Raw genomic sequence first — 21221 nt, forward strand, 5'->3', positions numbered from 1 at the left:
TGACCAAGGTCCAGCTGTCAACGCGTCAAAAGCAGTGAGGATTTTTTAATCCACCCGGTAAGAGAGCCTGGGTATGTCACCTGCACCCAATCGCCTTGAGTGGTGTGGGCGACAACCTCCATTCCGCCGAATAAATCGAGGATGGAGACCTGGTTTTCACCTGGGGCGGTTTGCAACGCGACTTTCTCTTCGATGATGGTTCCGCGAGTCACCGACAGGTCATAGATTTTCAACCCCAGAAGCCCTGTAAATATAACAAAGCCCAGGGTCAAAATGACGGCTACGGTCGGGAATCTTGGCAGCGCGGTTTCTTCAGTCAGGGCGCGGCGTCTAGCGCCCGCATAGCCTAAAAGCAGCCATCCCGCGACAAAGAAAAGCAGAGTGGAAAGAATGAGATACGCCGTCAAGGGAACGGGTTGCAGCAGATTCTTTCGAAGGGTTTCGTAAGTTTCAATCTGATGTGGAACTTCCTTCACCTGCATCTGTGACAGCACAAACTTTAGTCCAGCCACTGCTGTGGAAAGTTCCGGTTCTGAATCCAGGGCTTTGCGCAGAAGGCCAACTGCCAGGGGCTTGTTTCCAAGCTGAAACTCACTCAACGCAAGATTGGTAAGAACCGTCGCGTTGTGCGGATCGTTCTGCAGGGCTTTAGAGAAGCTTTCCTTCGCTTTTGCATAGTCTTTGGCGACATAAAACTGAGTTCCCTGCTTAAAAAGATCTGCAGAGGTCTCTGTTTGCGCCGCGCCTAGAGAGGGCAAAACCAGAAAAAGAAAGAACACAGAGAGCAATTTCAAGTTCGACATAGCTCTCAAAGTTTACAGATAAAAGTCTCTTGATGTCTAGGGCGTGGCTTGTCTTAGTCCTGACCCAGGAGTAAACTAGACGGGCATTTCAAAAAACAATGGGTCCTGCTTAGATTAGGCCCCGCGAAAGGTATTATGAGTTCTCTTGTAGGTCATCAGATACAGCAATCCGATAAAATCAAATCCATGGTTCAGGATCTTGTTGGCGAAGTTGGAAAACTAAACGCACAGATCACTGGCATTCGCGCTCCGATGGATGAATTTAAAGATTCTGGAAAACAAAAGATTGATCTTGCCGGTCAGTTCCGTGGTCGTCCTTTGCACTATCCGTACATGGGTACGGGCGCGGGCCGCGGTCCTTACGTGGAGCTTGAAGACGGCAGCGTGAAGTTGGATTTGATCAACGGTATCGGTATTCACCTGATGGGCCACTCTCACCCACGCGTGATCGCTGCTGCGGTTCGTGGTTCTTTGGCGGACATTCTGACTCAAGGCAACCTTCAGCCAAACAACGAATATCGCTTGTTCACTGAAAAAATGGTGAAACTTGCCAGTAAAAAAAGCCGCATGAAATATGCATGGATCGCCACTTGCGGTACCATGGCCAATGAAAATGCGCTGAAACTTTCCCGTCAGAAAAATTCTCCGGCTCGTTTTGTGATGGGCTTCAAAGATGCCTTTGCAGGTCGTTCCACAATGATGGCGGAAGTGACGGACAATCCGGCTTACAAACAGGGTTTGCCTGAATATCACGAGGTTCTGCGCGTTCCATTCTTTGACAAGCGCGATCCAAAATCCGGCGAAAAAGCTTTGAACGTGATGAAAGAGCACGTGGCAAAACATGAAGGCAACATTTCTGTCTTTGGTTTTGAACCGATGCTGGGTGAAGGCGGTTACCAGGCGGCTCCGCGTGAATTCTTCATCCCACTTCTGGATTTCTGTAAATCCAAGAACATCGCGATCTGGGCGGACGAGGTTCAGACCTTCACACGCACGGGTGAATACTTTGCTTATGAAACTTTGGATATTGGTCAGTACATCGACATCTGCACGATCGCAAAAACAGCCCAGGTGGGTGCGACTCTTTACACTGAAGAATACAATCCAAAACCAGGTCTGATCGCCGGCACGTTCTCGGGCTCCACGCCGTCTTTGACTGCGGGCATGGAAATGCTGGACATGCTGGGTGAAGGCTTCCTGGGTCCTCAGGGTCGTATCAATCAAATTCACAGACGCTTCATCGACGGCATCAACCGTTTGAATGAAACTTCCTGCAAAGGTATCGCGCAGGATGCGGGCGGCATGGGTCTGATGATTGCGTTCACTCCGCATGACGGAAAAAAAGAAAGCGTGAATGCCTTCCTGAACAAACTGTTCCAAAACGGCGTGATTGCTTTCCCTTGCGGGAAAGATCCGGTTCGTGCCCGTTTCCTGGTGCCGGCGATCATTGAAGACGCTGACATCGACATCGCTTTGAAAGCGATTGAAAAAACTTTGCTTGAAGGAGTCTAGTTGGACTTCATCGAGGCCTGCCGACAACTGATTGCTATCGACAGCTCACCCACTCACGGCAATAAAGAATTGTCCAAGTGGGTGGCGGCTTTCTGCCGTCAGCGTGGACTGCACGTTGAAGAGCAAGAAGAGGTTGTCGGGGACCTTGAGCAGGCCAATGTGATTGCCCGCCCGGTGGCAGAGCGCCCGGAAGCCGAGTTCCTGCTGCAAACGCACCTGGACACGGTGGATCCTGGACCGTTTTCACTTTGGACAGATACGGGCAGCAATCCGTTTGATGCGCACATCATCGACGGAAAAATCCATGGCCTGGGGGCTGCGGATGTAAAGCTGGATTTCCTGTGCAAGCTGGAGGCGCTGGCGTCTTTCGGAACCCATCGTGCGTGGCGCTTGCCGCCGGTGCTGGTTGGAACTTTCGGTGAAGAATCCGGCATGCAAGGGGCGCTGAAGCTGATTCGCAAAAACAAGATTTCTGCGAAGATGGCGATGATCGGGGAGCCCAGCGATTTGCGTGTGATTAATGCGGCAAAAGGTTTTGCCAGTGTTGAGATTCACGTGCCGTTCTCGGATGAAGAGATGCGCTATCGTGAAGAGCACAACCTGCGCGAAAGTACGTCGACTCAGTCCAAGATTTTCCGTGGCAAAGCGGCGCACTCTTCAACCCCGCATTTGGGGGAAAGTGCGATTGCCAAGATGTTTGAATATCTCATGATGCTGCCGGATTCGGTGAACGTCATGGAGATGGATGGCGGGATCAACTTTAACACTGTTCCCAGCCACGCGTTTCTGGAAATCGATATGGTGACTCAGATCGCAGAACCGATTTCGCGCAAGATTGCGAATATCTATCGCGCGGTGAAGGCTCTGGAGCTGGAGTTTTTGGATCACAAGGACGATGATTTTTATCCGACCACGCCGACATTGAATATTGGGCTTATCCGCACCAATGAAGGCGACATTCAGATTTCCGGTTCATGCCGGATCCCTCCGGTGATCACGCATGAAATCTATGAAGGCTGGATGGACCGTCTGCGCCAGGTGTGCGAAGCCAATGGTGCCACGTTCCGTGTGAATGATTATAAAAAACCCTTCCGAACCGAAGTGACTTCGATTCTGGCAAAGGGGTGTCTGGATGAATTGCGGGCGATGGGACTTGATGACAAGCCGATCACCCAGGCTTCCACCAATGAAGCCAGCATCTTCACCCGCGTGGGCATTGAATGTGTTTGTTTCGGTCCCGGAAAGAGGGAAGGAAATGTGCATACTCCTCAGGAGCATGTCTCTATTGAGGATCTGCACAAAGCTATTGAGTTTTATAAAAGGATCATCGAAAGGTTTTGTTTATGAGTTTCATAATACGTCCGGTACATCACGATGATTTGAATCAACTGGTGGACCTCGCCAAGCAGTTCAATCTTTTGAACCTGCCGGGTGATAAGAAAGTGATCGGTGAAAAGATCGATCGCAGTGAACAGTCGTTTGCAGGCAAGCTTTCCAAAACCCAGTCCGAATATCTTTTCGTTCTGGAAGACGTCGAAGAAAAGTACGTCGTGGGAAGTTCCCTGGTACTGGCCAAACACGGCAACGATGAAGTTCCCCACAGTTATTTCAAAATTTTCAAACGCGACCATTTTTCCCAGGACTTGGGAGTGGGCTTTATTCATCAAGTTTTGCGCTTTCAGCTGGATTTTGACGGTCCAACAGAAATCGGAGGACTTCTTGTTGATAAGTCTTACAGACGTCGTCCGGAAAAACTGGGAAAGCAAATCAGTCTTTCCCGTTTCCTATACATGGGTCTTTACCCGGAACGCTTTGAAGACCGTGTGCTGTGTGAACTGACGCCGCCACTGACAGATGAAGGCCGCAGTGAATTCTGGGAGGCTCTGGGCCGCCGATTCACCGGTCTTCCTTATCAGGAAGCGGATCTTCTTTCCCAATCCCACAAAGAGTTTATCGAAAGTCTGTTCCCGCAGGATGATATTTATCTTTGCCTGCTGGACGCCAAAGCACGTCTGGTTTTGGGCCGTGTGGGTGAAGCCACGAAGCCTGCCCAGCATCTTTTGGAAAGCATCGGCTTTAGTTATCTGGATGAGGTCGATCCTTTCGATGGCGGTCCTCATTATGGCGCAAACGTGTCCCAGATTCTGCCCATCACCCAAGGTCGTCGTCTGCGGGTGACCGAATTCAAGGATGCTGCTTATAAAGAGCAGGGCCTTGTTGCGACAACGGGTGAGGAGTTTAAAGCCTCCCTGGCTTCAGCAGATGTGCGCGGCAATGATGTGGCGCTGGCGCCAAAAGTGCGTCAGCTTCTGGGCATTGAAGTCGGCGAAGAAATTTATATGTCTCCATTTAATTACAACAGAGGAAAATAGAAAATGAGCACCACCATCTTCCCAATCAAATACAAAGGTGACTTTATCAACGGACGTTTTGTTCCGGTCAGCAAAGGGGACGGCGAGTTCAAGGACATCAGCCCCGCCGACTTGTCTGATCTTGTCATGACGGTGCCATTTAAAAATGACCACATTGACGAAGCCTGCGTGGCGGCGAAAAAGGCCTACATGGGCTGGGCGATGCTGTCTGTGGACGAGCGTCGCGGCTATCTGATGCGTTTGAAGGAGCTGTTTGATTCTCACGCGGAACAAATGGCGCAGGTGATTTCCCGTGATACGGGGAAGCCGACCTGGGAAGCGTTGACCGAAGCCAAAGCTTTGGGCGCAAAAATCGACATCACATTGAATCAGTCTTTGAATCTGGTGGCGGAAGAAAGAATTCCCAACGCTCTTCCGCAAGTGGAAGGTGTAATTCGTTATCGCTCTCGCGGGGTGATGGCGGTAGTGGGTCCGTTCAATTTCCCGGCGCATTTACCCAACGGCCACATCATTCCGGCGTTGATCGCGGGCAATACCGTGGTGTTCAAGCCTTCCGAACAGACACCGGCCGTGGGTCAGTTCATGGCGGAAATCTATGAAAAAGCCCAGTTCCCGCCAGGCGTCTTCAATCTGGTTCAGGGTGCCGGCGCGGCCGGGGGACGTTTGGTTGCCAACGAGCATGTCGACGGGATCTTGTTCACGGGTTCTTACGAAGTCGGTTTGAAAATCAAGCAAGAGACTTTGAATCACTACTGGAAAATCCTGGCTCTTGAAATGGGTGGTAAGAACGCCACGGTTGTCTGGGATGATGCGGATATGGACAAGGCCATCTATGAAAGCCTTGTGGGTTCGTATATGACCGCAGGTCAGCGCTGTTCCTGCACCAGCCGTATTATCCTGCACCCGAAAATCGCTGACGAGTTCACAGAAAGATTCTATCAGGCGGCAAAAAAGCTGACGATCGGTCACTGGACAGAAAACAACTTCATGGGTCCGTTGATCAATGAAGCGGCGGTGGAAAAATACATCCGCTTCCAGGAAATCGCCAACCGCGAAAACTGTGAAAGCCTGATGCGCGGTAAAGCGTTGGATTTGAAACACAAAGGTTACTATGTGACGCCGTCGATCCATCTGGTGAACAAGTTTGATCCAAACAGCGTTTATCAGAAAAGCGAGATCTTTGGCCCGAATGTGGCGATCTATCAATCTGACAACTTTGACGAGGCGATGAATATCGTGAACTCTTCAGGTTATGGCCTGGTGATGGCGCTGTTCTCTAAGAACAAGGAACTTTACGAGCAGGCTTTGTTGAAGGCGCGTGTGGGTCTTTTGAACTGGAATCGCACGACCAACGGATCCAGTTCCCGTCTGCCATTTGGTGGCATGGGTAAGTCCGGCAATGATCGTCCTTCTGCGCACTTTGCAATTCAGTACTGCACGGTTCCGGTGGCGAGCCTTGAAGATACGACTCCTTTTGACCCGACAAAAATTTTGCCGGGCATGAACTTGGACATGAAGTAATGAAGAAAACGATTTTGGTTTTGATTCTTGCGGTGGTGATCCTTTTGGCCTCTGTCGGTGGCGGCGTGGCCTATTTGGCCTATCAGTTTACCAACTCCCGTCCCAGCGATGTGGCTCAGGATGTGGTTTACGAAGTCACTCCGGGAAAAGGCTTTGCCACGATTGCCAAAGAGCTTGAAGAAAAGGGCCTTGTGAAAAACGCCACGTTCTTTAATCTTTTTGCCCGCTTTAAAGGGGATCGTTCCAAAATCAAAGTCGGTGAATACCTTCTTCGCACGAACATGATTCCGGCTGAAGTCCTTGAGGCCATCACATCCGGGAAAAGCATCGCCCGAAGCTTCACGGTCAGTGAGGGCCTGAGCACTTACGAGATTGCCGAACTTTACGAAAAGCAGGGCTTCGGCACGGCCGAAAGCTTCATGGCTTTGGTGCGTGACCCGGCTTTGATTCAAAGCCTGCTGGGTGAAAAGGCTGACAGTCTGGAAGGTTATTTGTTCCCGGAAACCTACATGCTGACCAAATACACGGACACCAAAACGCTGATTTCAAACATGGTGAAGCGTTTCTTGTACGTTTATAACGAGGTGATGGCTCAGGCTGAAATCAAATCCATGACCCGCAATCAAGTAGTGACGTTGGCAAGCATCATCGAAAAAGAAACGGGTGCGCCGGAAGAAAGGCCTTTGATTTCTTCTGTTTTCCACAACCGTCTGGCGAAAAAAATGCGCTTGCAAACAGACCCGACAGTCATTTACGGAAAAGCCGAGGCATTGGGTAAAATCGTGATCAACATCACGCGCGCCGATCTGCAAACGCCCACTCGTTATAACACCTATGTGATCTATGGATTGCCTCCGGGGCCGATTGCGAACCCGGGGCGTGAAGCGATTTTGGCGGCGGTCAAGCCTCAGGAAAGCCAGTATTTGTTCTTTGTCAGTCAGAACGACGGGACCCATGTGTTTTCTGAAGACTACAAAGGTCATCAGCGTGCGGTTCAAAAATTCCAGTTGGATCGTAAAGCGCGTGAAGGAAAATCCTGGAGAGACCTGCAAAAACGCCCGACCACTCCGGATAAAAACTAGGGCTCAAAGCCCTCGGGAGCTGTCGCCCGGTCGAAGGATTTCGTATGCGGGTTGTAACGGAAGATATTTAATCTAGGCACCATCTGCTCATCATAAGTTGGTGCCACAATCTCAAAAGTCCCGTCCTTGTCCACATCTGTCAGTGCCAGATTCGTGGCATTTCCCTGAACCAGCACAAACCCGTCACGGGTTTCATACAGCGGCAGTCTTGCCATCAAGGTCAAGCCTTCGGCGGCGGCATCATAGACTTCCAAGCTTAAGCTGTTGCGGCTTTGGATTTTAAGAACCACCACTTTGGGGCCGTCCGGGCCCAGGGTGCCGTCCACTTTGGCGACGATCTTGCGCTCTGAACTTAAAAAAGCATCTTTGACTTTTCCGCGCAGGGAAGGGACCACGGCCACCACGGTCAAAGCCATGGCAATCAAGGCAAGGGCTCCCATAAGGATGATTTCTTTTTTCTTAAATGTCGTATCAGAGGTGGTCGCGTTCATAGGGAAAGTCTGCCATAAAAGTCGTTGAATGAAAAAGCATAACCGCATTAGGATATTCCCTGGCCCAAGGGCCAAGGAGTGCATGTGGCAAAACTGGTAGTTTCTAAATTTGGCGGCACCTCCATGGGAGATGCAGACTGTATGCTTCGCAGTGCGGAAGTCAGCTTCCGTCAGGGTTCAGGCCTGGTGGTAGTGTCTGCCACCTCCGGCACCACGAACGATCTGATTGCTCTTGGCAAAACGGCTGAATCCCAGGCTTGGCCGGAATCAGAAAAAATCCTTTCCAAGATTCAGGATAAACACAACAAGATCGCCCAGGATCTGAAGCTGCCTGCCGATGCTCAAGTGAAATTGGATTCTTTGTTTGAAGAAATGAGCTCTTTGGCAAAAGGTGTGCACCTTTTGAAAGACTGCTCTGTCAAAGCCATGGACACCCTGATGAGTCTGGGTGAAAGAATGTCTTCCGTGCTTTTCACCGAAGCGATGTCTCAGGTTCTAAAAAAGCATAACTCCACAAAATCCGCGGAACTTCTGGATGTGCGAACAGTTCTGCGCACGGATGATCAGTTCGGTAAAGCCAAGCCACTTACAAACGAGGTGGCCAGTCTTTGCCAGAAGAATCTTTCATTCCTGCGTGACGGAAAGAAAGTCGTGTGCACGCAAGGTTACATCGGCATGACCGAAGAGGGTATCACCACAACGTTGGGTCGCGGTGGCAGTGATTATTCGGCAGCGATTCTGGCGGAAGGTGTGTCTGCCGATGTTTTGGAAATCTGGACAGATGTGGCGGGGATTGCAACGACCGATCCGCGCCTGTGTCCGAAGGCTCAGCCGATCAGTGAGATTTCATTCAAAGAAGCTTCCGAACTAGCCACTTTTGGCGCGAAAGTTTTGCATCCGGCGACATTGCTGCCGGCAATTCGTAAAAATATTCCGGTCTTTGTGGGCTCGAGCTTTGATGCTGAGGCCCGTGGCACCTGGGTGCGCATGGATGTGGAAGATCACCCTCTGATTCGTGCGATGGCGCTTCGAAAAAAGCAGGTGCTCGTAACCCTTTCCACCCCGGAAATGCTGTACGCGCATGGCTTCCTGTTCCAGATTTTCAAAATCTTCAATGATCATAAAGTCAGTATTGATGCAATTACGACTTCTGAGATTTCAGTCAGCGTGACTTTGGATGACTCGACTTTGCTGAACAAAAATCTGATCAAGGATCTGTCCCAGATTGCGGATGTTCAGGTCGAAGAAAACCTGGCGCTGATTTCTTTGATCGGAAACAACATCAACCACACGCCGGGCTTGGGAAAAAGAATTTTCGAAGCCATTCCAGACATCAATGTTCGCATGATCTGTCTGGGCGCCAGCAAACACAACTTCTGCTTCCTGGTGGCTGACGAGCATGGCCCCGAAGCCATTAAACGCCTGCATGCTTGTTTCATTGAAGCCGGCATCGAAGAAATGGCCTAAAAGGTACCTGCTTACTTTTTCCGAAGCGTCGCGTAAGGAGATTTACGAATGGAAAAGAATGAATTTTACAAGTTGCTGGAATCTAGGAAGTCCATTCGCAAGTATAAGGCTGAGCCGATTCCTAAAGACGTGATCGAGCGAGTATTGGCTGCGGGAATGCAGGCGCCGTCGGGAAAGAATCGTCAGAACTGGCGCTTCTTTGTTGTGACGGGAAAAAAGCGCGACGAGTATTTGAAGTATTCGCAAAAATCCTGGCTGGGCATCAAAGACATTTTGTCGCAAAGACTGAAGCCGTCGCTTTATGATTTCACAGAAAGATTCTTCTACACACTCGGCGATGCGCCGGTGATTGTGTTTGCGTATTCCCATAATGACTCTGAAGAGCGCTATCACACCAGCATTGGTTCGGTGTACATGGCGGTGGAAAACATGAATCTGGCGTGTCTGGTGGAAGGCCTTGGCAGTTGCACGATGGGCGCTCCACTAGAGATCAAGGAAGAGGTCGATCAGTTCCTGGGTGTGGATAAACTTCCGGAATACCAGCGAGGGGAGCTGGAACTTTTGTGTGCGATGGTGATGGGATACCCGGATCACAATCCCCCCAAAGCCCCCCGCCAAACTGAGGGCCGCGTAACTTGGCTTGAATAAAGTAAGTTAAGTACATAAAATTATTTGGTTTTGTATGAACAAAGGGGTCCATTGGGCCCCTTTTTCATTGGCTTAAAACCACCTCAATCGAATAGACGGTCTTTCAGAAGGCGCTTTCCCCGTAAAGCCCGTGGTCATCGGGCCTGAAAAACCTATAAGCTCTCGATTTCTTTTGTTTATTCGGTGGTTTTCCCTATCCATAGAATGGGGATTTTGATATATCGCTTCCCCTATGAATCCAGTTGAAGCCTTAAAGACAAATCCCTTTGTCCTTGCCCCTATGGCCGGGATCACGGATCACGCTTTTCGCACCTTTATCAAAAAATTAGATGCCAGTGTTGTCGTCACCGAACTTGTCAGTGCCAGTGGTATTGAATACAAGTCCGATCGCACTTTGAAGCTGATGAGCTTTGATGAATCTCAGCGCCCCATCGGCATCCAGCTTTTTGGTGAAGAGCCCGAGATCGTGGCCCGCGCCGCCCAGGTGGCCGAGGCGGATGGTTGTGACTTTGTCGATCTGAACTTTGGTTGTCCTGTTCCGAAGGTCGTGAAAAAGGGGGCGGGTTCCGCGATCCTGAAAGACCCGGCGGCCGTGCAAAAGATGGTTTCCACTGTCAAAGCGGCGATTAAAATTCCTCTGACAATCAAGATCCGCACGGGCTGGGATGCGAATTCCCGCAACGCCACTGAAATTTGTAATATTGCCTACAACGAAGGGGTTTCCTGGGTTGCGATCCACGGGCGCACCCGTGCGCAGGCCTATACCGGACTTGCGGACTGGGACTTCATCGCGGATGTTAAAGCCAATACCAAGATTCCCATTCTTGGAAACGGAGACATCCTCACTCCTCGTCAGGCCAATTTAAGACTGCAGCAGTCCGGTTGTGACGGGGTGATGATCGGCCGTGGGTGCCTTAAAAACCCGTTTATCTTCATGGATGCCCTGTCCTTGTGGCGAGGCGAGCCGATTAAGGACGTGAAGAGGGATTATGTGAGTCTGTTCCAGGGTCTGCAAAAAGAGATCGTGGCGCATTGTGATGAGCACATCACCGGGATCCAGCTCAGAAAGTTTGCAGCTTGGTTCTCAACAGGGTATTCTGGAGCGGCTCAATTCCGTAAGAATCTATTCCAGTCCAAAAGCAATGACGAGATCATGGCCTTAGCGAATGAGTTTTTCGCAAGTATTGGAAATGTAGAACAAGAAGACACCAGTCAGGAAGATTTCTTAATGGGCGGTCACGGTTAACAAACCGTGAACTGCAGGGGCCTCTGATGGCGTTTTGACAAGAGCCTGACGAGCATTTGTTTTGATTTTAGTTTAAGTTTTAAGTGTTTTGTTTTTAGAGAGTTTCATAACGAAGGGTAAATATGATTCAAGATCCGAAGAAAATTAGAAATATCGCGATCATCGCGCACGTCGACCACGGTAAGACGACACTGGTTGACCACTTGATTAAACAAGCAGGTACTTTCCGTGACAATGAGCACGTTGAAGAGCGCCTGATGGACTCCATGGATCTTGAGAGAGAGCGTGGGATCACGATCGCGGCAAAGAACGCCTCCTTCATGTACAAAGATATCAAAGTTAATATCGTCGATACACCGGGGCACAGTGACTTCGGCGGCGAGGTTGAGCGTATCCTGAACATGGTTGATGGTTGTATCCTTCTTTGCGATGCTTCCGAAGGTCCATTGCCACAGACTCGTTTCGTTTTGAAAAAAGCTCTTGAGGGCGGCAAAAAAGTTATCGTTTGTATCAACAAAATTGACCGTTCTGATGCTCGTATTCAGGAAGTTCATAACGAATTGTTCGACTTGTTCATCGATTTGGATGCAACTGAAGAGCAATGTGATTTCCACACTGTTTACGCTATCGCGCGTGAAGGTATGGCGACTTTGGATCCAGCGGTTAACACTGGTTCCCTGGAAGTTCTTTACGATGCAATCGTAAACCTGGTTCCGCCTCCAACTATCGAGGAAAACGCTCCACTTCAGGTTATGGTTTCCAACATCTCTTACAATGACTACGTAGGTCGTCTGGCGATCGGTCGTATGAGAGCCGGTACCATCAAAGTGGGTGACGAAGTTCTTTGCGTTCAGGCGAACGCTCAGAAGAAAGTTAAAGTATCCGCATTGTTCCAGTACAAAGTGAACTCCCAGGTTCCTGCTCAGGAAGTTGGCGCGGGTGACATGGTTGTTATCGCGGGTATGGAAGATTTCACTATCGGTGACACCATCACTTCTGTTTTGGATCCTCGTCCACTTCCGCGTATCCGCGTTGAAGAGCCGACAGTGGGCATGGTCTTCTCTGTCAACAACGGTCCTTTCGCCGGCCTTGATGGTAAGAACGTGACTTCCCGTAAAATCATCGACCGTCTGGACAGAGAGTTGTTGTACAACGTGGCTATCCGCGTGGAAAAAACGGACTCTACAGATGCGTTCAAAGTTGTGGGTCGTGGTGAGCTTCAGTTGGGCGTTTTGATCGAACAAATGCGCCGTGAAAACTTCGAGCTTCTGGTTTCCAAACCGACTGTTGTCTTCAAAGAGGAAAACGGCAAGAAAATGGAACCAATGGAGATCGCGGTTATCGATATCGAAGATGCTTACGTTGGTGCCGTGACTGAAAAGTTGGGTAAACGCAAAGGTGTGATGACTAACATGGTTCAAAAGGGTTCCGGCCGTACTCGTCTGGAGTTCCGTATTCCTTCCCGTGGTTTGATCGGTTACCGTTCTGAGTTCCTGACGGACACTCGTGGTACCGGTTTGCTGAACACCCAATTTGACGGTTGGGATGACTATCGTGGTGAAATCGAACACCGTTTGAACGGTGCGATGATTTCTGACCGTAAAGGTACTGCGACATCCTACGCGATCTGGAATCTTCAAGAGCGTGGTGTCATGATGGTTGAGCACGGTGATGAAGTGTACGAAGGCATGATCGTTGGTGAACACGCCAAGGAAAATGATCTAGAAGTGAACATCACTCGTGAAAAGAAATTGTCAAACGTACGTGCTTCGGGTTCTGATGAAGCTATCCGTCTGGTTCCGGTGAAAAAATTCACTTTGGAAAGAGCGATGGAATGGATCAAAGAATCTGAGCTGATCGAAGTGACGCCGAAGCACATCCGTCTTCGTTTGCGTGAACTTGATCCGCACAAACGTGCAAAAGCAGCGAAGGAATAATGAGTACGAACGTCGCCATTGAAATAAAAGATCTGACAAAGAAGTACGACGACAAGATCGCCGTCGACGGAATCAATCTTGAAATTTACAAAGGCGAATGTTTCGGGCTTCTTGGTCCAAACGGGGCTGGCAAATCTACAACCATGAAAATGATGTATTGCTCAGCCCTGGTTTCAAGCGGGGAACTTTATGTTCTTGGCCTGAACGTAAAAAAGAATTTCCGCGAGATCAAATCTCGCATAGGGGTCGTCCCGCAAGAGGACGGCCTTGATCCTGACTTTACAGTCCTTGAAAACCTTCTCGTCTACGCAAGCTTTCATAATATCCCTGTTGCTGAGGCCGATCTTCGAGCCCAGGCCTTGTTGCGTCTGATGAAGCTGGAAGAATATCAGGACCGCTCGGTGGAAACGCTGAGCGGTGGCATGAAGCGCCGTCTGGCAATTGCCCGGGGCCTGATTAACTCTCCGGAAGTGGTTTTCCTGGATGAGCCGACCACGGGTCTTGACCCGCAGGCGCGAGTTTGGATCTGGGACTTCTTCAAGCATCTAAAATCTGAGAAAAGCACTTTGGTGCTGACCACCCACTATATGGAAGAAGCCGAGCAGATGTGTGATCGTGTGGCGATCATCGATGGCGGCCGCATTCTGACCGTCGGTAAGCCCCGCGATCTGATTCGCGATCTGATCGGCAAGGAAGTGGTGGAGTTCGACACCAATCCGGTGGATCTGAATTATTACCTGGGCCGTTTGCGCGCCGAGGGGTTCTCGTATCAGGTGATCAAAGACACCGTGTCTGTTCTGGTGAAGGAAAATCAGGAGGGCCGTCGTGTCGTGGACCTGATTGCCAGTGATAAGATCTTTATCCGCAAGCCGACGTTGAACGACGTCTTTTTGAAGCTTGCGGGTCATCAACTGAGGGACGAATAATGAAGCTGAAAGACTGCTTTACCATTCCCACAGTGAACAGCGGCGCCATGAAAGTATGGTCCCGCAATTTTATGTACTTTAAAAAGACCTGGCTTGTGTCCCTGTTCTGGATTGTGCTGGAGCCAGTGATCTATCTGGGAGCCATTGGATTTGGTCTTGGCGCCTTTGTGAACAACATGGGTGGCATGTCTTATATTGAATTCTTCTTCCCGGCGTTGTTGTCCACGACAGCGATGATGGTGGCTTTCTTTGAAGGCACTTACGGGAATTACACGAAGCTGACTCATCAGAAAACCTACGCGACAATCATGCTGACGCGTGTGGGACCTGAAGAAATTGTGGCGGGCGAACTGTTGTGGGCGACCAGCAAAGGTTTCTTTGGTGTGACCGGGGTCACGATTGTGGCTTTGTTCTTTGGTTTGATTGACTCTTATCGTATTTTGCTGGCGTTGCCGATTCTGTTCCTGATGAGCGCACTGTTTTCCTGCATCGGAATGATTCTGACTTCTTATGCGCGCAACTACGATTCCTTTATCTATTCCACTTCAGGTTTGATTGTTCCTATGAGTCTGCTCAGTGGAACTTACTTCCCGCTGGATCAGTTGCCAGCGGCGCTTCGTTATGTGGCTTATTTGTTCCCGCTGACACACGCGGTGGCAGCCGTGCGCGAAGTGCTGCATCAGGGGCCGACCTTGTGGGTTTTGATTCACGTTTTGATTCTGCTGGTGGCGACGTGGATTTGCATGAACATCGCCTTTTTCCGCATTCGCAAGAAGCTGCTTAAATAATCAGTCGATCGCTGTGACTTTAATGCCGTGTTTTTTTAAAAGCTCGGCAAAGACACCATCACCGTCTTTTTGGGCGCCGGTGAAGGTGCCGTCATAGATTTTTCCACATCCGCACATCGGGGATTTGGATTTCAACAGCGCCTCGGTGGCGCCGACAAGCTTGGCAATTCTTAGTGCCTCTTCCGCTCCGCGGGTGTATTGCTCGGTCACATCCACACCTTGATTGGTTAGAACTTTGTCGCCAATACGCTCTGCGGGCGGACGGGGAGTCGAAAGGCCGCCCAATTGTTCGGGGCAGACGGGAATGGCTTCACCATTTTGCACCATCTCTTCGATCGGGGATCTTGTCTGGGCTTTGCAATCATAGCGGCAGTGAACACCGGAAAGACAGGCGGATACAATTTTCATTCGGTCTCCTCGCTGTTCTCAAGCTGCTCTTGGGATTCCAGATTTTCAAGTTCTTCCAAAGTCGGCACCTCTTCACCTGAAGTCAGCTCTTCCGGTGGTGGCTCAGGCTGGAAGAAATAGGCCACCTGGGCACTGGCAATGTCGTATTCTTCCTGCGAAATCCGGTGATACTGGAAAAGGTCATCAACAATTCTTCCCAGGCGTTTGCGCGCAAAGGGTGTCAGTTCTTTTCGGTAATAGGACTGGGAATATTTCACGGGGTTTGGAAGGACCATCGCCAGGAATGCCGATTCAACCACTGTCAGTTCTGCCGGTGATTTTTTGAAATAGTACTTCGCGGCTGCTTTGACGCCATAGATGTCTTTGCCGAACTCCACCACGTTCAGATATCTTTCCAGGATTTCTTTTTTGGTCAGGGTGTGCTCGATGCGGTCGGTGATGATGGCTTCAAGACCCTTGCGAATAAAGGTGCGGTCCTTGTTCAGGAACATGTTTTTGGCGAGCTGCTGCGTGATGGTGGAACCGCCGCGCTTAAAGACGCCGGTTTCCCAGCCTTCTTTGGCGTTCTTTTCAATCGCATCCCAGTCAAAGCCCTTATGATTATAGAAATTTGAATCTTCGGTCAGGATGATGGTCTTTTGCAGGATGGGGGCAATCTGCTTTAACGGGACATAGTTTTTGGAACCGGGGCACAGTTCCACTTGGTACATTTTTGTGACCATACAGCCGCGAATGTCCTTATCCGAAGGAAGCCAGGCCCAGAGCGACGCCACAGCAACACCCATCAAAGTCACAACACCCAGTAAGAAAAAGATTAGCTTTTTGATCATGCGGGGATTACTTCGCTACCAGTCCGTGATCTTTCATCCACTGCACGGAATTGTGAATGGCTTCGCGGGCCGGTCTTGGTTTAAAGCCCAGCTCTTTCTGTGCCTTGGATGAATCAAACCAGTGATACATCGTGGCCGTGTAGGCATTTTCCCGGCTTAAAGGCCCCTTCATGCCCATCTTTTCCATGAAGTCACCAACTGCGCCCACGGCATGTAAAAGACCGTCAGGAAGCTGATACTTTGGTGGTTTGACGCCGGCTTCAGCCGCGATCATGGCAAAGAGGTCTTTGATCAGAATGTTTTCCCCACAAAGAATATAACGCTCACCTTTGCGGCCGATCTTCCAGGCGCTCAGGATGCCAGCCACAACGTCTTCTGCCGCCACCACGTTCACACCACCAGAGGTGTAGAAGTTCAATTTTCCTTGAGCAACTTTGACCTGCATTTTGCGACTGCCTTTTTTGGCATCACCGCGACCATAGATCGTGGAGGGGTTTAGCATCACCGCATCGATTTCATTTTTTTCGCAGGCATTCTTCACCAGGATCTCGGCCTGGTGTTTGGTTTCAAAGTATCCCAGATTCAGGTCCGCGATGTTGTAAGGGGATTCTTCATTCAGAATCTGATCGGGTGTGTAGCCGGCACCGATGGCCACCACGGAAGACAAATAAACCAAGCGTCGCACTTTGTGCTCACGGCAAACCGCGATCACATTGGCGGTTCCCTGTACATTGACCTTGTCCATCTGGGCGCGCTGGGATTTTTTATAGGCGATGACGCCAGCCAGATGAAAGACGGTGTCCATACCTTTGGTGGCTTCCAAAAGTGAGTGCACGTCGGTGACATCACCGTGAACGTATTTGCATTTCACCCCTTCAAGCTCGGAAAGATCACTTTTCGGGCGGACCAGAGCATAAACATCGTGGCCATCTTCCAGAAGGGCTTTGGTCAGCCAGCTACCCAAAAAACCGTTTGCTCCGGTGACTAAAACCTTCTTCATGTTGTGACGGTCCCTTCTTCTTCTTTGATGCGATCAAGAATCAACTTGCACAGGCGTGCGAACAAAATGCCAAAAATCATTCCCAGTAGGGCCCCGCAGATCACGTCTGTAGGAAAGTGCACGCCGTTATAGACACGACTATAGGCCACCACGGTTGCCAAAGTATACAGTGGCACAGTCGCCGGCGGAAAAATGGCAGAGGTAAAGCTGGCGAAGCTGAACATGTTGGTAGAGTGATTGGAAACAAAGCTATAGCCGCCAAAGGGAGCGCGCACCTGAACATCCAACCCTTGAGTGTTGGCCGGCCTCGGGCGCTGAACAGTTTTTTTCAAGGCCCAGTTCCCCACGCCGTCAGAGATCGATACGGACAGAAGAGCAAAAACAAAGATGATCAGACCTTTTTTAAGACCCCGACGCCAGATGAACAGCGCCAGAATCACCGGCACCAGAACATATTTGAAAAACGGTGTTTTGTGCAGATCGGTGATAAACGGAAAGAATTGATCGGCCCAAGCCGCGGTCCAATGTGAATTCACCAATACAAAAAGACTCTTATCGAGAGACAAAATAAAATCGAGCATCACGGTGACTTTACCCTAATTTTTCGCTCGCAGAAAGTCTAGGTTCTGCACTGGTCCAAGTGTCACCGGAAGGGGCCTATGGCATCATTCTGTTTATGGACAAAGCAACATGGATAGGGATTCTGGTAGGGGTCGGTGGGATTCTGCTTGGCAACCTGCTGGAAGGTGGACACACAAGTTCGCTGATGCAATTGACGGCCTTTATTATCGTTTTAACCGGAACCATCGGCGCCGTCATGGTTTCCAGTTCTGAGAAAGACTTAAAGACCGGTTTGCAGTTGGCAAAAAAGGCCTTTCGTCATGAAGAAAGCCGCAGCAAAGTGCGCCTAAACGAAATCGTCGACTGTGCTCGTCTGGCCAAAAAAGAAAACATCCTGGCTTTGGAGCCACGTTTGAACCGCATTGAAGATCCCCTGTTAAAAGGGGTTCTTAGAAATGTGGTGGACGGGGTGGATGTGTCCACGATCCGGGATATTTTTGAAACCCAAATCCACACTGAGGAAGAAGAGCTTCTGGGCGGAGCCAAGATCTGGACAGACGCTGGAGGCTTTGCTCCAACCATCGGTATCATCGGTGCGGTTTTAGGTCTGATTCACGTCATGGGAAACCTGACGGACACAAGCAAACTCGGGGCGGGTATTGCGGTGGCTTTTGTGGCGACGGTGTATGGAGTCAGCTCTGCCAACTTGTTGTTCCTGCCTCTTGGAAACAAACTTAAACGCCGTGTTCAGGCAATGACCCGTGAAAAGATGATGGTCCTTGAGGGGGGTCTGCTGATTGCCAGCGGGATGAACCCTGTCGTGCTTGAACAGAAGCTTTACGCCTATCTTGATAGCGATCAGAAATAGATCCGGAAATAATTCATGGCAAAAAAACACCGCAAACATGAAGAACATGAAAACCATGAGAGATGGCTGGTCTCTTATGCGGATTTCATCACACTGCTGTTTGCCTTCTTTGTTGTCATGTACGCCACGTCGACTTCTAATGAAGAAAAACAAAAAGAGTTCGAAGACTCTGTGAAGCTCAGTCTGCACCTGGTGGGCCGGGGCGGGTCTGATGCGGATCCTAATTCTATCGGCAGTATCATCGGTGAGCTTGAAATGCCCGTGGGGAACTTCCCGAAAAAAGGCGGACCTGCCGAGGTCGAAGACTATGTGGAAAGGTCTCTGGATAAGTCCATGGACAGTGCCCAAAAGAAGCAGGCCATTCAGGATGTTTATCATGATGCTGTTGGGGTGAGAATTGCTTTGGCCGCCTCCACCTTTTTTCAGGAGGGTTCAGCCAAGCTGAAACCGGAAGCTTTAAAAAGCCTGGATAAGGTGGCCGATGTTCTCAAGACTCACAAAAAAAGAATCATTATCGAAGGTCATACGGATGATTTGCCGATGTCAGGCACCCTGTTCCCAAGCAACTGGGAGCTGGCCGGGGGCCGGGCTTCCGCGGTGGTACGCTATCTGGTGAAAGTCCACCAGATGGATCCGAAGCGTTTTGTTTCATTGTCTTATGGGGATCAGAAACCCGTGGTGCCCAACGATACCGATGAGCACCGGGCGATGAACCGCCGGATCGAGATCTTCATCGTCACCGACAGTTCCAAAGTTGAAATCTGATTATTCCGGCAAAAGTCCGTCGGGAATCTGACCACCGGCGATCGCAGAGGCGATTTTCAGATGTTCAGGGCTGCCGATAATCTTAATGGCCTCTTCCAATGGAAGTGGATCAGGATTCTGGATTTTTACCTTCTTAAAGTCCATGATGCGGCGATAGCTGGTTTCAAGGTCCTCTTTCTTCAAAGATCCTTGGGCCACTGCCCCCAGGATTGCATCGTAGGCTTGAGGTGGAACTTCCGGGTCGTTGCAGTAAAGAAGCAGATCCACGCCCGCCTTCAGGGCGCGCACAGGCACCTCGTCAATACCATAGTGCTTGGTCATGGCTTTCATGCCAAGGTCGTCAGTGATTATAAGACCGCGATAGCGCATTTCTTCACGAATCATTTTTCTTACGAATGTCTCAGACAAAGTTACAGGCCATTCAGGGTCAATTTTCGGGAACTTGATGTGCGAGGTCATCACCATGTCGACGCGGGATTTGAAGGTCTTTTTAAACGGAATCAGTTCGCAGGATTCCAGACGTTCCAGATCGGTGTTTTCAACCGGCAGGTCTTCGTGGCTGTCGACGATGGTGTTGCCATGGCCGGGGAAGTGTTTTGCGCAGGTGATGATATCGGCTTTGATGTATCCACGAACCAGAGCCGAGGCGTGTTTTGCCACCATCTCTGGATCGGAGCTGATGGAACGGTCTCCAATAACGGTGTTGCCGGGATTGGTGAAGATATCCACACACGGGGCAAAATCAAGGTTAATGCCGACGGCTTTCATCTCAAGACCCATGCGGTTGGCAAAGTGGAAGGATACCGTCGGCGCATCCAGATCGCCGAGCTTTCTTAGTGGTGGCCATACTGTGAATGGAGCCTTCAGACGGTGAACGCGGCCGCCTTCCATATCAATACCGATAAACAGCGGAGCTTTGTCGACCTGTTTGTGGCGCAAAGACTGGATTTCGGCGCACAACTCGCGAACCTGTTTGGGTTCGGCAACGTTTCGGCCAAAAAGGCACACACCACCGATATTATTTTCTACAATGAACTTCTTTTCGTCAGCGGTGAGGGCGTGACCTGATACGCCGATGAACATGTGCTGACCAATGATGTGACTGATACTCATGAACTAGTTCCCTTTTTTCTCTGTTTCCGGTTGAGCTTTGATGATGATTCCCTGTCCTTGCGGTACGCCGAATTGCTTGCTCGGAGCTGGGGCGTTGGCTTCTGCTGCTTTCAGCTTGGCATTGCGGGAGACGACGTTGGCGTCACCGGCCGGCACCTTGCCGAATAAAGTTTTTAGCAGAGAGGCGCTATAGGGAATATTTCCAATGGCTTCAGAGGGATTTGCCACCAGCTCAGTGACGATGCCCTGGCCCATGGCATTTGTGCCAAGGACTTCGCCACGTTCGTTGACGTAGCTTAAGAATTTAATGTCTTTGAAGGTGTTAAGAATCTTAAAGGACTTAAAGCCGTTGTAGATTTCTTCTTTTCCAACTAACGCCTGCCCCTTATAGATGGCGCCGTCTTCTTCGGCGATGGCCTGATACTCATAGTTGGTTTCAGACTTCAGGCCCTCTTTGGATTTCAGCATCAGGTACACCAGGAATGTGGAAAGAAAAGTGCCCTTGGGGATCTTTTTTTCGATGCGGGAAACTTTGTTGCCGTTTTTGATCACGGCACTCAAGGTCCCGGCCTTGAATTTGGCGTCGATGATCTTTGATTCTTTGCCAGCCAAAGAAGTGTATTCATAAGAAATCGGTGTCAGCTCGGCATCCGCGTAAGCTTTTAGGCTTTCTGTGGTTTCGCTGGGACCTTTCCCGGTTTTCAGAAAGTAGGTGGAGACGAATTGCTTTTTCTTTGGCTCAAATTCGTAGCGGCTGATCACGTATCCGATGTGCTCTTCGCCGGAAAGCACTTTCGCGTAGCCCTCAAATAGAACATCAGCATGTGCGTGGCCCGCAAACATCAGTGTCAGCAAAATCGTCAGGCAAAGTCGTTGGACCATC

21 protein-coding genes are annotated in these 21221 nt (G+C 50.1%); 13 read left to right on the forward strand and 8 right to left on the reverse strand.

What is annotated here, in order from left to right; translation table 11 throughout:
- Positions 1–17: 17 nt before the first annotated feature.
- The gene (locus ACZ520_RS00565) at positions 18–803 is read right to left on the reverse strand and encodes a tetratricopeptide repeat protein (protein ID WP_464127035.1); all 786 of its coding nucleotides are present in this window, start codon (positions 801–803) and stop codon (positions 18–20) included.
- A 135-nt stretch (positions 804–938) separates the two neighbouring features.
- On the opposite strand from ACZ520_RS00565, the gene ACZ520_RS00570 reads away from it, so the two are divergent.
- From ACZ520_RS00570 to mltG, 5 genes are read left to right on the forward strand one after another with little or no spacing between them, the layout of a single operon-like run.
- Positions 939–2315 carry an aminotransferase class III-fold pyridoxal phosphate-dependent enzyme gene (locus tag ACZ520_RS00570; RefSeq protein WP_088566657.1) on the forward strand — a complete coding sequence of 459 codons (1377 nt, stop codon included), beginning with the start codon at positions 939–941 and terminating at the stop codon, positions 2313–2315.
- Positions 2316–3662, forward strand: a complete 1347-nt coding sequence (locus ACZ520_RS00575; protein ID WP_088566656.1) for a M20/M25/M40 family metallo-hydrolase — start codon at positions 2316–2318, stop codon at positions 3660–3662.
- A complete protein-coding gene (locus tag ACZ520_RS00580) occupies positions 3659–4687 on the forward strand; it encodes an arginine N-succinyltransferase (protein WP_088566655.1) in 1029 nt (342 codons plus the stop codon). The genes ACZ520_RS00575 and ACZ520_RS00580 overlap by 4 nt, the downstream gene beginning before the upstream one ends.
- Before the next feature lie 3 nt (positions 4688–4690).
- Positions 4691–6208 carry a succinylglutamate-semialdehyde dehydrogenase gene (locus ACZ520_RS00585; RefSeq protein WP_416479687.1) on the forward strand — a complete coding sequence of 506 codons (1518 nt, stop codon included), beginning with the start codon at positions 4691–4693 and terminating at the stop codon, positions 6206–6208.
- On the forward strand, positions 6208–7290 hold the full coding sequence (gene mltG / locus ACZ520_RS00590) for an endolytic transglycosylase MltG (RefSeq protein WP_088566653.1): 1083 nt from the start codon (positions 6208–6210) through the stop codon (positions 7288–7290). The genes ACZ520_RS00585 and mltG overlap by 1 nt, the downstream gene beginning before the upstream one ends.
- Here the strand turns inward: mltG and ACZ520_RS00595 are convergent.
- Positions 7287–7781, reverse strand: a complete 495-nt coding sequence (locus ACZ520_RS00595; protein WP_374034512.1) for a hypothetical protein — start codon at positions 7779–7781, stop codon at positions 7287–7289. The two genes, mltG and ACZ520_RS00595, sit on opposite strands and share 4 nt — an antisense overlap.
- 84 nt (positions 7782–7865) lie before the next feature.
- Between ACZ520_RS00595 and lysC the strand changes: the two genes are divergently transcribed.
- From lysC to ACZ520_RS00625, 6 genes are all read left to right on the forward strand, one after another.
- Positions 7866–9248, forward strand: a complete 1383-nt coding sequence (gene lysC, locus ACZ520_RS00600; protein WP_464127039.1) for a lysine-sensitive aspartokinase 3 — start codon at positions 7866–7868, stop codon at positions 9246–9248.
- Positions 9249–9296: 48 nt separating this feature from the next.
- Positions 9297–9896, forward strand: coding sequence for a nitroreductase family protein (locus ACZ520_RS00605; RefSeq protein WP_464127041.1), 600 nt, complete (start codon positions 9297–9299; stop codon positions 9894–9896).
- Positions 9897–10128: 232 nt separating this feature from the next.
- Positions 10129–11142: a tRNA dihydrouridine synthase DusB gene (gene dusB, locus ACZ520_RS00610; RefSeq protein WP_088566649.1), complete on the forward strand. Its 1014-nt coding sequence runs from the start codon at positions 10129–10131 to the stop codon at positions 11140–11142.
- 122 nt (positions 11143–11264) lie between these two features.
- On the forward strand, positions 11265–13079 hold the full coding sequence (gene typA, locus ACZ520_RS00615) for a translational GTPase TypA (RefSeq protein WP_088566648.1): 1815 nt from the start codon (positions 11265–11267) through the stop codon (positions 13077–13079).
- Positions 13079–14005, forward strand: a complete 927-nt coding sequence (locus ACZ520_RS00620; RefSeq protein ID WP_374031700.1) for an ABC transporter ATP-binding protein — start codon at positions 13079–13081, stop codon at positions 14003–14005. Before typA ends, ACZ520_RS00620 begins: the two co-directional genes overlap by 1 nt.
- Positions 14005–14793, forward strand: coding sequence for an ABC transporter permease (locus tag ACZ520_RS00625; protein ID WP_011162751.1), 789 nt, complete (start codon positions 14005–14007; stop codon positions 14791–14793). Before ACZ520_RS00620 ends, ACZ520_RS00625 begins: the two co-directional genes overlap by 1 nt.
- On the opposite strand, the gene ACZ520_RS00630 is transcribed toward ACZ520_RS00625, so the two are convergent.
- Genes ACZ520_RS00630 through ACZ520_RS00645 form a run of 4 tightly spaced genes read right to left on the reverse strand, consistent with a single transcriptional unit; the run spans position 14794 to position 17612 of the window.
- Complete coding sequence (locus ACZ520_RS00630) at positions 14794–15201, reverse strand: 2-thiouracil desulfurase family protein (RefSeq protein ID WP_088566646.1); 408 nt, start codon at positions 15199–15201, stop codon at positions 14794–14796.
- A complete protein-coding gene (gene mtgA, locus ACZ520_RS00635) occupies positions 15198–16031 on the reverse strand; it encodes a monofunctional biosynthetic peptidoglycan transglycosylase (protein ID WP_088566645.1) in 834 nt (277 codons plus the stop codon). The genes ACZ520_RS00630 and mtgA overlap by 4 nt, the downstream gene beginning before the upstream one ends.
- A 7-nt stretch (positions 16032–16038) precedes the next feature.
- The gene (locus ACZ520_RS00640; protein ID WP_088566644.1) at positions 16039–17031 is read right to left on the reverse strand and encodes an SDR family oxidoreductase; all 993 of its coding nucleotides are present in this window, start codon (positions 17029–17031) and stop codon (positions 16039–16041) included.
- The gene (locus tag ACZ520_RS00645; RefSeq protein WP_088566643.1) at positions 17028–17612 is read right to left on the reverse strand and encodes a phosphatase PAP2 family protein; all 585 of its coding nucleotides are present in this window, start codon (positions 17610–17612) and stop codon (positions 17028–17030) included. The genes ACZ520_RS00640 and ACZ520_RS00645 overlap by 4 nt, the downstream gene beginning before the upstream one ends.
- Positions 17613–17707: 95 nt before the next feature.
- Between ACZ520_RS00645 and ACZ520_RS00650 the strand changes: the two genes are divergently transcribed.
- Together ACZ520_RS00650 and ACZ520_RS00655 are read left to right on the forward strand one after the other, a co-directional pair.
- Positions 17708–18460, forward strand: coding sequence for a flagellar motor protein (locus ACZ520_RS00650; RefSeq protein WP_232468885.1), 753 nt, complete (start codon positions 17708–17710; stop codon positions 18458–18460).
- 15 nt (positions 18461–18475) lie between these two features.
- Positions 18476–19225 (forward strand): OmpA family protein, encoded by a 750-nt coding sequence (locus ACZ520_RS00655; protein WP_088566641.1) that lies wholly within the window; start codon positions 18476–18478, stop codon positions 19223–19225.
- Here ACZ520_RS00655 and nagZ read toward each other — a convergent pair whose 3' ends face one another.
- Together nagZ and ACZ520_RS00665 are read right to left on the reverse strand one after the other, a co-directional pair.
- Positions 19226–20338 (reverse strand): beta-N-acetylhexosaminidase, encoded by a 1113-nt coding sequence (nagZ, locus tag ACZ520_RS00660; protein ID WP_374031705.1) that lies wholly within the window; start codon positions 20336–20338, stop codon positions 19226–19228.
- A 3-nt stretch (positions 20339–20341) separates the two neighbouring features.
- A complete protein-coding gene (locus ACZ520_RS00665; RefSeq protein WP_374031706.1) occupies positions 20342–21220 on the reverse strand; it encodes a hypothetical protein in 879 nt (292 codons plus the stop codon).
- Position 21221: the final 1 nt, after the last annotated feature.

It is taken from the genome of Bdellovibrio sp. BIS2 (assembly GCF_055398295.1).

Excerpts from the sequence above, each read along its gene's own strand:
- ACZ520_RS00650 (WP_232468885.1), top strand. The coding sequence starts at position 17,708 with ATGGACAAAGCAACATGGATAGGGATTCTGGTAGGGGTCGGTGGGATT.
- ACZ520_RS00625 (WP_011162751.1), top strand. The coding sequence starts at position 14,005 with ATGAAGCTGAAAGACTGCTTTACCATTCCCACAGTGAACAGCGGCGCC.
- ACZ520_RS00585 (WP_416479687.1), top strand. The coding sequence starts at position 4,691 with ATGAGCACCACCATCTTCCCAATCAAATACAAAGGTGACTTTATCAAC.
- ACZ520_RS00565 (WP_464127035.1), bottom strand. The coding sequence starts at position 803 with ATGTCGAACTTGAAATTGCTCTCTGTGTTCTTTCTTTTTCTGGTTTTG.
- ACZ520_RS00630 (WP_088566646.1), bottom strand. The coding sequence starts at position 15,201 with ATGAAAATTGTATCCGCCTGTCTTTCCGGTGTTCACTGCCGCTATGAT.
- ACZ520_RS00655 (WP_088566641.1), top strand. The coding sequence starts at position 18,476 with ATGGCAAAAAAACACCGCAAACATGAAGAACATGAAAACCATGAGAGA.
- ACZ520_RS00665 (WP_374031706.1), bottom strand. The coding sequence starts at position 21,220 with ATGGTCCAACGACTTTGCCTGACGATTTTGCTGACACTGATGTTTGCG.
- ACZ520_RS00640 (WP_088566644.1), bottom strand. The coding sequence starts at position 17,031 with ATGAAGAAGGTTTTAGTCACCGGAGCAAACGGTTTTTTGGGTAGCTGG.
- ACZ520_RS00605 (WP_464127041.1), top strand. The coding sequence starts at position 9,297 with ATGGAAAAGAATGAATTTTACAAGTTGCTGGAATCTAGGAAGTCCATT.
- ACZ520_RS00570 (WP_088566657.1), top strand. The coding sequence starts at position 939 with ATGAGTTCTCTTGTAGGTCATCAGATACAGCAATCCGATAAAATCAAA.
- mtgA (WP_088566645.1), bottom strand. The coding sequence starts at position 16,031 with ATGATCAAAAAGCTAATCTTTTTCTTACTGGGTGTTGTGACTTTGATG.
- typA (WP_088566648.1), top strand. The coding sequence starts at position 11,265 with ATGATTCAAGATCCGAAGAAAATTAGAAATATCGCGATCATCGCGCAC.
- ACZ520_RS00645 (WP_088566643.1), bottom strand. The coding sequence starts at position 17,612 with ATGCTCGATTTTATTTTGTCTCTCGATAAGAGTCTTTTTGTATTGGTG.
- ACZ520_RS00620 (WP_374031700.1), top strand. The coding sequence starts at position 13,079 with ATGAGTACGAACGTCGCCATTGAAATAAAAGATCTGACAAAGAAGTAC.
- dusB (WP_088566649.1), top strand. The coding sequence starts at position 10,129 with ATGAATCCAGTTGAAGCCTTAAAGACAAATCCCTTTGTCCTTGCCCCT.
- ACZ520_RS00595 (WP_374034512.1), bottom strand. The coding sequence starts at position 7,781 with ATGAACGCGACCACCTCTGATACGACATTTAAGAAAAAAGAAATCATC.
- ACZ520_RS00580 (WP_088566655.1), top strand. The coding sequence starts at position 3,659 with ATGAGTTTCATAATACGTCCGGTACATCACGATGATTTGAATCAACTG.
- nagZ (WP_374031705.1), bottom strand. The coding sequence starts at position 20,338 with ATGAGTATCAGTCACATCATTGGTCAGCACATGTTCATCGGCGTATCA.
- mltG (WP_088566653.1), top strand. The coding sequence starts at position 6,208 with ATGAAGAAAACGATTTTGGTTTTGATTCTTGCGGTGGTGATCCTTTTG.